Source organism: Streptomyces rhizoryzae, assembly GCF_023155275.1.
GTDB classification, from domain to species: Bacteria; Actinomycetota; Actinomycetes; order Streptomycetales; family Streptomycetaceae; genus Streptomyces; species Streptomyces rhizoryzae.
The window spans coordinates 24647-38044 of the sequence record NZ_JALMUV010000017.1; the positions used below are offsets into that span (position 1 = coordinate 24647).

Genomic DNA, 13398 nt, shown 5'->3' on the forward strand with positions numbered 1-13398 from the left:
CTGGTGGCGGGCGTGGTCAGGGCGCGGCGCAGGGCCCCGCGGAACGGGGTGAGGGGGCGTCAGCATGGGGCCTCGGGCGGGGAGGGGGGCGAAGGGGCGTACGGCAGGGCACGGGACGGCGGCACGGGGCCGGGCGGGGGCGCACGGGGGGCGGCACCGGGACGGGCGGATGCCGGGGTGCGCGGGGGTGGCGGGCGGGGCGGCGGGCAGGGCGCGGGGGGTGGTGCCGCCCGCGGCACCGCGGAGCGTCCGGCGGCCGGGGTGCCGGCCGCCGGACGGGGCTCGCGCGGGCGGGCCCGGTGCGGGCCGGCCCTAGACGGCCATCCCGTAGACGATGGTGAACAGGGTGCCCAGGGAGCCGATGATGAAGACGCCGGTGAGGCCGGCCACGATCAGGCCCTTGCCCTGCTCGGCGCTGAAGGTGTCGCGGAGCGCGGTCGCGCCGATCCGCTGCTTGGCGGCGCCCCAGATGGCGATGCCGAGGCAGAGCAGGATCGCCACCGCCATGATGACCTCGACCATCACACGGGCCTCGTTGCCCAGGCTGCCGAACGGGCCCCAGTCCGGGGCGATTCCGCCGATGATGGTGGTGATGTCGCCCTTTTCGGCCGCAATGTACATGTGTGAACTCACCGCCCCTTTATGGGAAGTTGCCGGAACGCGCCGCACCGCACGGCACCGTCAGTCTCTATCTTCTCCGACGAAGACGCCATCGGATGTCGACTCGGCGGCTTTCTTCGGCGGATCCGGTGGGCGCGCCGGGTGCGTGGCGCCGCCCGCCGTCCGCCGGACCCCATTGTCTCACCGTGTGTATCACGGGGGATAACGCTGAGCAATGACTGCCGGGGCGGCGCGGGCGGCCCGGCCCGGGGCGGGGCGCGGATGTGACGGGAATCGCACACCGTTCGAAGCGCCCCCTGCGCCGTCCCGTGCGCCGCGGTGCGGCGGCAACGCGCGCGGAGGCCGAAGAAAGGGCTGTGAACCGCGCCTGAATAGGGGAGGGTTGGGGCGTGCGGAAATTCTGGGTGGCCGGCGGGCTCGGGGCGGGGCTGATGCTCTGCCTGGTCGGGCTGCTTGTGATCGGGACGTACGGGGCGGCGGCCGGGCTCGGGGCGGCCGGCCGGGCGGTCGGGCTGGCCAAGGGCGCGGTGCCGGCCGCCTACCAGTCGCTGGTGCAGAAGTGGGGCACGCTCTGCCCGGAGATCAGCCCGGCGCTGCTGGCGGCCCAGCTCTACCAGGAGAGCGGCTGGAACGCCCGCGCGCAGAGCCCGGCGGACGCCCGCGGGATAGCGCAGTTCATCCCCGGCACCTGGGCGACCCACGGCATCGACGGCAACGGCGACGGCACGAAGGACATCTGGGACCCGGAGGACGCCATTCCGTCGGCCGCCTCGTACGACTGCGAACTGGCCCGCTACGTCAAGGGCGCGCCGGGCGACGCCACCGCCAACATGCTCGCGGCGTACAACGCGGGCGCGTACCGGGTCATCCAATACCACGGCGTCCCCCCGTACCGCGAGACCCAGAATTACGTCAAGACCATCACCACGCTGGCCAAGAGCTTCGCGGCGCCGACCGCCCCGGTGGCGCCCTCCCGGCAGGCCGCGGCGGCCATCTACTACGCCCAGGGCAAGCTCGGCACGCCCTATCTGTGGGGCGGCAACGGCACGGCCGACCAGGGCGGCCGGTTCGACTGCTCCGGGCTGACCAAGGCCGCGTACCACTCGGTGGGCATCGAGCTGCCCCGGGTCGCCAACGACCAGTGGAACGCCGGCCCGCACCCCAAGCGGAACGAGCTGCTCCCCGGCGATCTGGTGTTCTTCGCCTACGACCTGAACGACCCGCGCTCCATCCACCACGTGGGGATCTACGTGGGCGGCGGCTACATGATCAACGCGCCCTACACGGGGGCGGTGATCCGGTTCGACAAGATCGATACGCCGGACTACATCGGCGCCACGCGGGTGACGTCCGATGGCGCGAAAGCGCTCCCCTCCGGGAACGGCGGGTGAACATAAGTCCTGAACTGCGAGGACGGGTCAAGCTTCGATAACGTCCTGGTGATCATCCCGTGGAGAGTGGAACGCCGGGGGTGGGCGGCGCGTTCCCCTGGCGTGGGGACACGGCAGCGCCCGCGCTCACGGCGGTACACGCTCGGCGACCACACGGATCGGCAACGGGGGCAGGCAGCACACGACGGCGCTCGCGCGCGCGGAAGACAAGGGGCCACCGCAGATGGCTGGACTCGCACTCGAGGGGCCGAACCCCGACGTCGACGTACTCGACGGCATCAACGGCCTCGCGAAGGACGCCCCGCGGTGGGTGAACCACGCGATGGAGTTCATCGGTGAGTACGGCATCGTCGCCGCCCTCGGAGTGCTGTGCCTGATCGCCTGGTGGACCGCCCGCCGGCGGCCGGACGGCCCGGCCGCGGTCGCCGGGCCGGTGTGGGCGCCGCTGGCCGCCGGGCTGGCGCTGCTGGCCAACATCCCGATCCGCGGGTTCGTCGAGCGGCCCCGGCCGTTCAAGGACCACGCGGGGCTGGCGGTGCTGATCCCCGGGAAGAGCGACTTCTCCTTCGTCAGCGACCACGCCACGCTCACCATGGCGGTCGGCGTCGGCCTCTTCCTCGCGCACCGCCGCTACGGCCTGATCGGGATCGGACTGGCGCTGCTCGAAGGGTTCTGCCGGGTCTACATGGGCGTCCACTACCCGACCGACGTGATCGGCGGGTTCGCCCTGGGGACGGCCGTGGCGCTGCTGCTGGCGCCGCTCGCGCAGGCGGCGCTGGTGCCGCTGATGACGGCGGTCGGCCGGTCGCCGCTGCGGTGGCTGGTGCAGGCCCCGGGCCGCGGCGCGGAGCCCGCGGCGGGCGGCCGCGGCCCGGAGCACGGCCCGGTGGTGGCCGCCGAGCCGGCGCTGCGTCACCATGCCGAACGGGACAAGGACCTGGCGGCCTGACAGCCGCGGACGCACAGGCCAGGGCCCGGCTCCCGACGGGGAGCCGGGCCCTCGGCGTTCCCGGGCGGGCGTCAGGCGCCCGGCCCGGCACGCCGCGTCACAGGGCCTGGGCGAAGGTGCTGAACAGCCGCTGCGGGTCGTAGGTCCGCTTGACCTGGTCCAGGCGGGCGGCGGCCGCACCGTAGTAGGCCGACTTCCAGTCGGTCAGCGCCGCGTCGGTGTAGTTCTGGTACGCCGCGCCCGAGGAGTGGCGGCGCATCGCGCCGTGGAAGGAGTCCAGCCACGCGGTGCGGGCGGCGCCGGAGCCGCCGGCCGGCCAGGACGCCAGGTACTGCGCGAGGAACCGGGACCGGCGGTGGACGAACGCGGTGGCGCCGGTGCCCACGCGGTTGATGGCGCCGCCCAGCGCGGTCAGCGCCACGTTGCCGGTGACGCCCTTGCGGCCGCCGGTCTCGATCTGCGCCAGCAGGGTCTGGATACCGGCCGGGGACAGCGAGCGGTCGAAGAAGTGCGAGCGGGCCGCGTAGGTCTCCCGGCCCAGGGTGCCGGATCCGGTGTGGCCCGGCAGCGTGCCCGGCATGTGGCACTGCGCGGTGGACTTGGCCGAGCAGCCCGCGTACGCCTCCATGGCGTCCAGGTAGCCGGTCGGGGTGAGCTTGACGCGGCTGGCCGGGCCGGGGCCGCCGGGTTGGTCGGCGAGCCGGTCCACGGCGTTCTGGAGCTCGCGGTAGCCGCCCAGGGAGAACGCCGCGACGGAGACGCCCGGGGTGCCGCCCGGGCGGGCGTCGAAGTGCGCGGTGGACCATATCTCGTCGGCCTGGTCCGGGCCCCACTGCTGCCAGGACCCCAGCACCGCCGCCGCCTTCGCCCACGGCCAGGTCAGGTACGCCATCACGGCGCGCGGCGCCGGGTGGGTGCGGAAGCGGAGCTCGGTGACCACGCCGAAGTTGCCGTTGCCGGCGCCGCGCAGCGCCCAGAACAGGTCCGGGTGGTGGCCGGCGTCGCAGTCGACGGTCTTGCCGTCGGCCGTGACGACGGTGGCGCCGACCAGGCTGTCGCAGGTCAGCCCGTACGCCCGGGAGACCACGCCGTGGCCGCCGCCGAGGGTCAGGCCGGATATCCCGACGGTGGGGCAGGACCCGCCCGGGAGCGTGACGCCGTGCGGGGCCAGCCCCTCGTAGACGTCGATGAGTTTGGCGCCGGCGCCGATCCGGGTGATGCCGCCGGACGGCGCGCCGACCTTGTTCAGCGCGGAGACGTCGATGACGAGCTTGCCGTTGCCGCTGGAGAAGCCGGCGTAGGAGTGGCCGCCGCTGCGGATGGCGACCGGGGCGTCGTAGCGGCGGGCGAAGGCCAGGCACTCGGCGATGTCGCCGGGGTGGCGGACGTAGGCGACGGCGGACGGCTTCAGGCCGTCGAAACGGGTGTTGTAGAGCCGGCGGGCGGTGGCGTAGGCGGCGTCGGAGGGGCGTATCAGAGCGCCGTCCAGGCCCTTGCCCAGCGCGGTCCAGGCCGCCTGGCCGGCCGTGCTCCGGGCGGCGGCCGCGGAGGTCATGGCGCCGGCCGGGGCGGAACCGCCGGCGCGTGCGGCGGCGCCCCCCGAGGCGCCGTCGCAGCCGGTGGCCCAGGCCAGGGAGGTGGCCGCGAGTCCGCCGCCGGCCGTCAGGAGTGTGCGCCGCTTCACTGGGATGGTTCCCCCTTGGGTGTCGTACGGTCCGGGCCCCGGCCGGCGGTGTCGGACCGGCCGCCGGGGCGTGCGGGGCCCCGGAGCGCGGGCGGTCCGGCCGGGTGCGCCCCGTCCCCCGTGTCGCCCGGTGCCGCGGGTGAAGTCCGTTGCCCCGCGATGCTGTTGTGGCCCTCACTCTCCAGATGCGGCGCGGGGGGTGCGGGGTTCCCGGAACGGACGGCGTCATTCCACGGGGCGGTCCGCGGCGGTGCCGTCAGCGGTGCCGGAAGTGGTGCCCGGGGCGCCCCGGGCGGCGGTCAGATGGCGTTCGGCGTCGGTGCGCGCCTGCGAGCGCGCCCGGCGGGCCATCCCGGTCCAGCCGCAGGCGCAGCGGGCCAGGCAGAAGGAACCACGCTCGGTGGTGAAGGTGCGGTGCGGGTCGTCTTCGGGCACCGGGCCACGCTACGCGCCCCAGGTGGCGTTGCGTGACGAGGCTCCGGTGCGGTCGTTGAACGGATCGGTCGACGCCCCGTCGGACGAGCCGGCGGCGGGCCGTGTGACCGTCCCGAGCGGACCGGCCGGCCCAGGCGGTCCCGAGCACAGCGGCCGAGGGGGCTCGTACGCATGGTGGTGCAGGACAGGCGAGGCGGCGCGGTCGCCGCGGCCGTGGCGTGCGGGACGGGGCTGATGGCGGGACTGCTGGCGACGGGCTGTTCGCCGGACGGCGCGGCGGCGGACGACCAGGCGGCGCCCGGGCGGGCGGCGGCCGCGGTGGAACTGCGGCGCAGCGCCGACGCGCTGCTGCGGGCCGGCACCGCGAAGGTGCGCACGGTGATGGAGACGGTCAGCGGCGGCACCCGGGTCGCGATCCGGGGCACCGGGGGCTACGACTTCGCGGCCGGCACCGGGCAGTTGCGGGTGGTGCTGCCGGATCTGACGGGCCGGCCCAGCGGCGGCGACCAGCCGATCACCGAAATCCTCGCGCCCGGTGCGCTGTTCATGAAGAACCGCGGGGCGGGGGTGCCGGCCGGCAAGTGGGTGCGGGTGGACACCGCGGCGCTGCCGGACGGCAATCTCGTCACCGGCGGCGCCACCGATCCGCTGGCCGCCGCCGAACTCCTCCGCGGGGCCCGGCAGGTGACGTTCCAGGGGGAGGAGCGGCTGCGCGGGGTGGTGGTGCGGCACTACCGGGGGACGACGGACCTGGCGGTGGCCGCCCGGGCGGCGACGGCGCGGACCGGCCCCGCGCTGGTGGCGGCGGAAAAAGGGTTCACCACCGGGGTGGTGCCGTTCGACGCGTATCTGGACGACGCCGGGCGGCTGCGCAAGGTCCGCGAGCGGTTCCGGTTCGCCAACGGCCGTCCCCAGGGCGCGTCGGTGACCTCCACGACCGAGCTGTACGGGTTCGGGACGCCGGTGGCGGTGCGGCTGCCGGCGCGGGAGTCCCTCTACACCGGGAAGATCGCCGCCCCGCCCACCTGAGTGCGCCGGCGCGGGCCGGGCGGTCCGGGTGCGCGGCGGCGGCGCCCCGGCGCGGAAATGGTCCTTCCGTGCCATGTGCGCGGCGGGCGCCCGTCCCTACCCTGGCGTTAACCACGCGGCGTGGGGAGGCGTTCGAAGGAGGAGGTGTCGGACGTGGCCGCCCATCGCCAACCGGCGCTCCAGGACCAGGTGGCGCTCGCCGAGATCGACCTCACCGGGGAGCTGATGATCGCGGCGGCGGCGAGCGAGGACCGGCTCAGCACGGACCGGATCGACGAGCTGCTGCACGTCACCGGGGCACCGTGCGGGGACCGGCGGGAGGGCCGGGGGGACGGGGCCGGCGGGGAGCCGGCGGATCCGTCCTGACCGGCCGGGCCCGGCGACCGGCGCCCGGTGTCAGCTGCGGAGCATCCGCTCGATGGCCTTGGTCGCCTCCTGGACCTTGGCGTCGATCGCGTCCGGCCCCTTGGCGGCGGCGTCCGCCACGCAGTGCCGCAGGTGCTCCTCCAGCAGCTGGAGGCCGAAGGACTGGAGGCCCTTGGTGCTGGCCGAGACCTGGGTGAGTATGTCGATGCAGTAGACGTCCTCCTCCAGCATCCGCTGGAGGCCGCGGATCTGGCCCTCGATCCGGCGCAGTCGCTTGATGTGCGCGTCCTTTTGCTTGGCGTAGCCGTGGGCGCCCGGCGCCGGATTCTCCGCAGCGGTATCGGTCACAGCGCCGGCCTCGCCGGGGGCGCCGGTCTCCGGCCGCGGGCCGTGGCAGGCCGCGGCGGCCGCGGTGGTGCCGCCGGTGTCCGCATCCGTGGTCGTCATGGCCATCTCCCGTGGTATTGAGGCGATCCGTATACCCCCGGCGGGTATATCGTACCGAAAGTGGCGGGCACTCGCGGTACCCCGTGCAGAGCATGCTGCCCGATGGGCGACACTGAAGGAATGCCGGTTAGCCGGGTTAGCTGTGGCCGGATGATGCGCCTAGCATCAACTCGACCGAATCCGATGTACCCCGAGGATTTCACGTGCGCTTTCGTCTGACCCCCAGGGAGACGAGCTTCTACGACATGTTCGCGGCGTCTGCCGACAACATCGTCACCGGCTCCAAACTCCTGATGGAACTGCTCGGGGCGGACGCCTCCGCACGGGCCGAGATCGCCGAACGCATGCGGGCGGCGGAGCACGCCGGGGACGACGCGACCCACGCGATCTTCCACCAGCTGAACTCCTCGTTCATCACGCCGTTCGACCGCGAGGACATCTACGCCCTCGCCTCGTCGCTCGACGACATCATGGACTTCATGGAGGAGGCCGTCGACCTGGTCGTCCTCTACAAGATCGAGGAGCTGCCGAAGGGCATCGAGCAGCAGATCGAGGTGCTGGCGCGGGCGGCCGAGCTGACCGCCGAGGCGATGCCGAACCTCCGCACGATGGCCAACCTCACCGAGTACTGGATCGAGGTCAACCGCCTGGAGAACCAGGCCGACCAGATCCACCGGAAGCTGCTGGCGCACCTGTTCAACGGCAAGTACGACGCCATCGAGGTGCTCAAGCTCAAGCAGATCGTGGACATCCTGGAGGAGGCGGCGGACGCCTTCGAGCACGTCGCCAACACCGTCGAGACCATCGCGGTCAAGGAGTCCTGAGCGCCGGCCATGGACACTGTCGCGCTCATCGTGACCATTGGGGTCGCGCTCGGTTTCACCTACACCAACGGTTTCCACGACTCGGCGAACGCGATCGCGACCTCGGTCTCGACGCGGGCGCTGACCCCGCGCGCCGCGCTGGCGATGGCGGCCGTGATGAACCTCGCCGGCGCCTTCCTCGGCAGCGGCGTGGCCAAGACGGTCAGCGAGGGGCTGATCGCGACCCCGCACGGCGACAAGGGGATGGGCATCCTCTTCGCCGCCCTGCTCGGCGCGGTCGTCTGGAACCTCGTCACCTGGTACTTCGGGCTGCCGTCGTCGTCCTCGCACGCGCTGTTCGGCGGCATGGTCGGCGCGGCGCTGGCCGGCGGGACGCAGGTGATCTGGTCCGGGGTGGTGGGGAAGGTCGTCCTGCCGATGTTCATCTCGCCCGTCATCGGGCTGGTGCTCGGCTACCTCGTCATGGTCGCCATCCTCTGGCTGTTCCGGAAGGCCAATCCGCACAAGGCGAAGCGGGGATTCCGCATAGCCCAGACCGTCTCCGCGGCGGGCATGGCGCTCGGGCACGGCCTCCAGGACGCCCAGAAGACCATGGGCGTCGTGGTGATGGCCCTGGTCATCGCGGACGTCGAGAAGGCCGACGACGCCATTCCGCTGTGGGTGAAGCTGGCCTGCGCGATCACCATGTCGCTCGGTACGTACGCGGGCGGCTGGCGGATCATGCGGACGCTGGGCCGGCGGATCATCGAACTGGACCCGCCGCAGGGCTTCGCCGCCGAGACCACCTCGGCCTCGGTGATGTACGTGGCGTCGTTCCTCTTCCACGCGCCGATCTCCACCACCCACGTGATCACCGCCTCGATCATGGGCGTCGGCTCGACCAAGCGGCCGCGCGCGGTGCGCTGGGGCGTCGCCAAGAACATCGTGATGGGCTGGTTCATCACCATGCCGGCCGCCGCGCTGGTCGCCGCCCTGGCGTTCTGGCTGATCAAGCTGGCCTTCGGCTGACGGCCGGAAGCCGGCGCGCACGACGGTGAAAGGGCCCGCCCCCGGGTTGCGGGGGCGGGCCCTTCGTCCTGCGGTGGCACCGCCATGCAGCACCGCAGGACACCGGGAGCGGCCGCCGGGATCGTGCGCGGCCCCTAGCCGAAGCGGCCGGAGATGTAGTCCTCGGTGGCCTGGACCGACGGGTTGGAGAAGATCCGCTCGGTCTCGTCGATCTCGATCAGCTTGCCGGGCTTGCCGACCGCCGCGAGGTTGAAGAACGCGGTGCGGTCCGAGACCCGCGCGGCCTGCTGCATGTTGTGGGTGACGATGACGATCGTGAAGCGCTCCTTCAGCTCCCCGATCAGGTCCTCGATGGCGAGGGTGGAGATCGGGTCGAGCGCCGAGCACGGCTCGTCCATCAGCAGCACCTGCGGTTCGACGGCGATGGCGCGGGCGATGCACAGCCGCTGCTGCTGGCCGCCGGAGAGGCCGGAGCCGGGCTTGTTCAGCCGGTCCTTGACCTCGTTCCAGAGGTTCGCGCCGCGCAGCGACTTCTCGACGACGTCCTTGAGCCGGCTCTTCTTGTGGCTGCCGTTGAGCCGCAGGCCGGCCGCGACGTTGTCGAAGATCGACATGGTGGGGAACGGGTTCGGGCGCTGGAAGACCATGCCGACGGTGCGGCGGACCGCGACCGGGTCGACGCCGGGGCCGTAGAGGTCCTCGTCGTCCAGCAGCACCTTGCCGTCGACGCGGCCGCCGGGGGTGACCTCGTGCATGCGGTTCAGGGTGCGCAGGAACGTGGACTTGCCGCAGCCGGACGGGCCGATGAAGGCGGTCACCGAGCGCGGCTCGATGCTCATGGAGATGTCGTCGATGGCCTTGTGGGCGCCGTAGTACGCGTTCAGGCCGCTGACGTCGATTCGCTTGGCCATGGGGATCACTGCTTCTTTCTGTCGGCCGCGGGCGGTCAGCGGCCGGCCTTGGGGGCCTTCCAGCGGGCGATGCCGCGGGCGACCAGGTTCAGGACCATGACGAAGGCGATCAGCACGAGTGCCGCGGCCCAGGCCCGGTCGTAGGAGGCGTCGGAGCCCTGCTGCCACTGCTGGAAGACGTAGAGCGGCAGGGACTGCTGGGCGCCGTCGAAGGGGTTGTTGTTGATCGTCTTGGCGCCCCAGACCAGCAGCAGCACCGGGGCGGTCTCGCCGGTGATCCGGGCGATGGCCAGCATCACGCCGGTGGTGATGCCGCCGAGCGAGGTGGGCAGGACGATCCGGAGGATGGTGCGCCACTTCGGCACGCCGAGGGCCAGCGACGCCTCGCGCAGCTCGTTGGGGACGAGCTTGAGCATCTCCTCGGTGGAGCGGACCACCACCGGCATCATCAGGATCGCCAGCGCCATCGCGCCGGCGAAGCCGGACGGGCCGAAGCCGAGGATCAGGATCCACACCGACAGGACGAAGAGGCCGGCGACGATGGAGGGGATGCCGGTCATCACGTCGACGAAGAAGGTGACGGTCCGGGCGAGCCGGCCGCGGCCGTACTCGACGAGGTAGATCGCGGTCAGCAGGCCGAGCGGGGCGGCGATCAGGGTCGCCAGGCCGACCTGCTCCAGGGTGCCGATGATCGCGTGGTAGACGCCGCCGCCGGGCATCGCGTCCGGCAGGGTGCCCATCGAGTGGGACAGGAAGTAGCCGTCCAGGACCTTGCTGCCGCGGGCCACGGTCTCCCACAGCAGCGAGGCGAGCGGGACCACCGCGAGCAGGAAGGCGATCCACACGACGCTGGTGGCGAGCCGGTCCTTGGCCTGCCGGACGCCCTCGACGGCCGCGGTCAGCGCGAACGTCCCGGCGACGAAGAGCAGCGCGGCGATCAGGCCCCACTGGACGGTGGAGTCCAGGCCGGCGGCCAGGCCGGTGCCGCAGCCGGCCGCGAGGGCGGCGGCGGCCAGCGCCGGCAGCGCCCAGCGGGGGAGCCGCGACTGCTTCAGCGCCAGCGGGGTCCGGGGCTCGGTGACCTTGCGGTGGCGGTGGCTGGTGGCGACGCTCATGAGTTGGCCCCCGAGTACTCCTTGCGGCGGGCGATGATGAGCCGGGCCGCGCCGTTGACGAGCAGGGTGATCACGAAGAGGACGAGACCGGAGGCGATCAGGGCGTCCTGGCCGAAGGTGTCGGCCTCGCTGAACTTGCTGGCGATGTTCTGGGCGAAGGTGCCGCCGCCCGGGTCCAGCAGGCTGGCGCCGATCAGGAAGTTCGGGGAGAGGACCGTGGCGACCGCCATCGTCTCGCCCAGCGCCCGGCCCAGGCCGAGCATGGAGGCGCTGATGACGCCGGAGCGGCCGAAGGGCAGCACCGACATCCGGATCACCTCCCAGCGGGTGGCGCCGAGCGCCAGCGCCGCCTCCTCGTGCATCCGCGGCACCTGGAGGAAGACCTCCCGGCTGACGCTGGTCACGATCGGCAGCACCATGATCGCCAGCAGGATCCCGACGGTGAACAGCGAGCGGGCGGCCCCGCCGCCGTAGCTGAGGATCCCGGTCCAGCCGAGGTAGTCGTTCAGCCAGCCGTAGAGGCCGCCGAGGTGCGGGACGAGGAAGAGCGCGCCCCACAGGCCGTAGACGATGCTGGGGACGGCGGCCAGCAGGTCGATGACGTAGCCCAGCGGCGAGGCCAGCTTCCGGGGCGCGTAGTGCGAGATGAACAGCGCGATGCCGACCGCGACCGGGACCGCGATGAGCATCGCGATGACCGAGCTGACGACGGTACCGAAGGCCAGCACCGCGATGCCGAACTTCGGCTCGGTGCCGGTGGCGTTCCAGTCCAGGGTGGTGAGGAAGTTGGCCCGGTCGCCGGAGATGGCGAGCACCGAGCGGTAGGTGAGGAAGGCCGCGATCGCGGCCATGACCACCAGGAGGATGATCCCGGAGCCCCGGGAGAGGCCGAGGAAGATCCGGTCGCCGGGGCGGACCGCCTTGCCGGAGACCGATCGGGTCGCCGGTGGCGGGGGTGTGTCGGATATCGAGGTCGTGAAGTCCATGGTTTCTCCGGTCTGCGGAGCGAGCGGGGCTCCTGCGCGGCGGTGCACCGGATGGGCGGCGGCCCCGGTGCCGGACCGGGGCCGCCGCCGGCGGGTCAGGAGAGCGTGGCGACGGTCTTGCGGACCTTGTCGGCGATCTCGGTGGGGAGGGGGGCGTAGCCGAGGGCCTTCAGGGCGTCCTGGCCGTCCTTGCCGGAGATGTAGGTGAGGAAGGACTTGGTGGCCGGCAGGGTCTCGGCCTTGTTGCCCTTGTCGCAGGCGATCTCGTACGTGACCAGGGTGATCGGGTACGCGCCCGCGGCCTTGGTGGTGTAGTTCAGCTTCAGCGCCAGGTCGTTGCCCTGGCCGGCCGGCTGGGCCTCGGCGATCGCCTTGGAGGCGTTGTCGACGGTGGCCTCGACCGGGGCCTGGGCACCCGTGTCGATCTTGACCGTCGGGATCTTGCCGGAGGTGGCGTAGGACAGCTCGAAGTAGGAGATCGCGCCGGCGGTCTGCTTGACCTGCGAGGAGACGCCGGCCGAACCGGACGCCGCCTGCCCGCCGGTGCCCTCCCACTTCTTGGCCGGCTCGTGCTTCCAGGCGCCGCCGGAGGCCGCCTTGAGGTACTTGGTGAAGTTGTCGGTGGTGCCGGAGTCGTCGGAGCGGTGGAACGCCTGGATCTTCAGGTCGGGCAGCTTGGCGCCCGGGTTGAGCTTCTTGATCGCGGCGTCGTTCCAGTTGGTGATCTGGGAGTCGAAGATCTTGGCCAGCGTGGGCGCGTCGAGGACCAGGCTGTCCACGCCGGGGACGTTGTAGCCGACCGCGATCGGGCCGCCGACCATCGGCAGGTCGATCGCCTGGCCGCCCTTGCAGACCGTCTTGGACTTGGTGATCTCCTCCGGCTTGAGCGCCGAGTCGGAGCCCGCGAAGGCGGTCTGGCCCTGGAGGAAGGTGGTGACGCCGGCGCCGGAGCCGGTGGGCTGGTAGTTGATCTCGGTGCCCTGGCAGGCGCCCGCGTAGCTCTGCACCCAGACGTCCATGGCGTTCTTCTGCGCCGACGAACCGGAGGCGAGCAGCTTGCCCTTGCCGTCGCACTTGATGTTGGCGGCCTTCGCGGAGCTTCCGGCGCCGCCGCTGCCACCGCTGGTGTTGTCGGAGCCGCACGCGGAAAGGGCCAGGGCACCGGAGACGGCGAGAGCGCCAACGGCGAGGGCGCGAACCCGGTTCTTGCGCTGAAGCTTCACTGTCGAGAGTTCCTTCCTGGGCGCGCGCCGTTCCTCGGCGTGCGGCGGGTGACGGGATGGCGGTGCCGGCTCGTTCCGGCGTTCCGCGCACTCGGTACGGCCGAAATTAGGCAGATCAGGTGAAGCGGCCGATGGAGCGGAGTGAACGCACGGTGAACCTCGGCCGTCGGCTGTGGGGCGGCGGAGGCGGGGCCGTGCGCCGGGGGAGTGCCCGGTTCCGGCGGACGGGCGCTCTTCGCCGCCGCGAAACGGCCCGTCGCCCTGTCGCATTACCGGTCGGTATGGCAGCATCCGCGCGAAGGTGCGCACGAATCGGTGCGGAACGACCGGAGGTGACTGGTGGGGAGCCAGGGGGCACGGCAGGGCGTTCGGGACACGGGTGAGGGACGGGGCGGACGCGGCGTACGGG

Annotated in this window: 14 protein-coding genes; 6 read left to right on the forward strand and 8 right to left on the reverse strand. The window is 72.5% G+C overall.

Features of this window, described 5'->3' with window-relative positions:
* Positions 1-312 precede the first annotated feature (312 nt).
* Positions 313-621: a DUF8827 family protein gene (locus tag MUU72_RS15830; RefSeq protein WP_248013895.1), complete on the reverse strand. Its 309-nt coding sequence runs from the start codon at positions 619-621 to the stop codon at positions 313-315.
* Between the two features lie 389 nt (positions 622-1010).
* Here MUU72_RS15830 and MUU72_RS15835 point away from each other — a divergent pair, with 389 nt between their 5' ends.
* Together MUU72_RS15835 and MUU72_RS15840 are read left to right on the forward strand one after the other, a co-directional pair.
* Positions 1011-2012, forward strand: a complete 1002-nt coding sequence (locus tag MUU72_RS15835; RefSeq protein ID WP_308403825.1) for a C40 family peptidase — start codon at positions 1011-1013, stop codon at positions 2010-2012.
* A 223-nt stretch (positions 2013-2235) separates the two neighbouring features.
* Positions 2236-2961: a phosphatase PAP2 family protein gene (locus MUU72_RS15840; protein WP_248013896.1), complete on the forward strand. Its 726-nt coding sequence runs from the start codon at positions 2236-2238 to the stop codon at positions 2959-2961.
* Between the two features lie 97 nt (positions 2962-3058).
* Here the strand turns inward: MUU72_RS15840 and MUU72_RS15845 are convergent, their stop codons facing one another.
* Both MUU72_RS15845 and MUU72_RS15850 read right to left on the reverse strand, forming a co-directional pair.
* Entirely contained in the window at positions 3059-4645 is a 1587-nt protein-coding gene (locus tag MUU72_RS15845; RefSeq protein ID WP_248013897.1) for an FAD-binding oxidoreductase, read from the reverse strand.
* Positions 4646-4870: 225 nt separating this feature from the next.
* Entirely contained in the window at positions 4871-5080 is a 210-nt protein-coding gene (locus tag MUU72_RS15850; protein WP_248013898.1) for a hypothetical protein, read from the reverse strand.
* Between the two features lie 171 nt (positions 5081-5251).
* On the opposite strand from MUU72_RS15850, the gene MUU72_RS15855 reads away from it, so the two are divergent.
* Together MUU72_RS15855 and MUU72_RS15860 are read left to right on the forward strand one after the other, a co-directional pair.
* Complete coding sequence (locus MUU72_RS15855) at positions 5252-6109, forward strand: SCO4651 family lipoprotein (RefSeq protein ID WP_248013899.1); 858 nt, start codon at positions 5252-5254, stop codon at positions 6107-6109.
* A gap of 153 nt (positions 6110-6262) precedes the next feature.
* On the forward strand, positions 6263-6475 hold the full coding sequence (locus MUU72_RS15860) for a hypothetical protein (protein WP_372503119.1): 213 nt from the start codon (positions 6263-6265) through the stop codon (positions 6473-6475).
* Positions 6476-6505: 30 nt separating this feature from the next.
* On the opposite strand, the gene MUU72_RS15865 is transcribed toward MUU72_RS15860, so the two are convergent.
* Positions 6506-6922 (reverse strand): metal-sensitive transcriptional regulator, encoded by a 417-nt coding sequence (locus MUU72_RS15865; protein ID WP_248013900.1) that lies wholly within the window; start codon positions 6920-6922, stop codon positions 6506-6508.
* Positions 6923-7125: 203 nt separating this feature from the next.
* On the opposite strand from MUU72_RS15865, the gene MUU72_RS15870 reads away from it, so the two are divergent.
* Positions 7126-7746 carry a DUF47 domain-containing protein gene (locus MUU72_RS15870; protein WP_248013901.1) on the forward strand — a complete coding sequence of 207 codons (621 nt, stop codon included), beginning with the start codon at positions 7126-7128 and terminating at the stop codon, positions 7744-7746.
* A 9-nt stretch (positions 7747-7755) separates the two neighbouring features.
* Positions 7756-8754, forward strand: coding sequence for an inorganic phosphate transporter (locus MUU72_RS15875; protein WP_248013902.1), 999 nt, complete (start codon positions 7756-7758; stop codon positions 8752-8754).
* Between the two features lie 134 nt (positions 8755-8888).
* Here MUU72_RS15875 and pstB read toward each other — a convergent pair whose 3' ends face one another.
* The 4 genes from pstB to pstS all read right to left on the reverse strand — a co-directional run bounded on the left by pstB (position 8889) and on the right by pstS (position 12989).
* Positions 8889-9665, reverse strand: a complete 777-nt coding sequence (pstB, locus tag MUU72_RS15880) for a phosphate ABC transporter ATP-binding protein PstB (protein ID WP_248013903.1) — start codon at positions 9663-9665, stop codon at positions 8889-8891.
* A 35-nt stretch (positions 9666-9700) separates the two neighbouring features.
* On the reverse strand, positions 9701-10780 hold the full coding sequence (gene pstA / locus MUU72_RS15885; protein ID WP_248013904.1) for a phosphate ABC transporter permease PstA: 1080 nt from the start codon (positions 10778-10780) through the stop codon (positions 9701-9703).
* Entirely contained in the window at positions 10777-11766 is a 990-nt protein-coding gene (pstC, locus tag MUU72_RS15890) for a phosphate ABC transporter permease subunit PstC (protein ID WP_248013905.1), read from the reverse strand. The genes pstA and pstC overlap by 4 nt, the downstream gene beginning before the upstream one ends.
* 95 nt (positions 11767-11861) lie before the next feature.
* Entirely contained in the window at positions 11862-12989 is a 1128-nt protein-coding gene (gene pstS / locus MUU72_RS15895; protein ID WP_248013906.1) for a phosphate ABC transporter substrate-binding protein PstS, read from the reverse strand.
* Positions 12990-13398 lie beyond the last annotated feature (409 nt).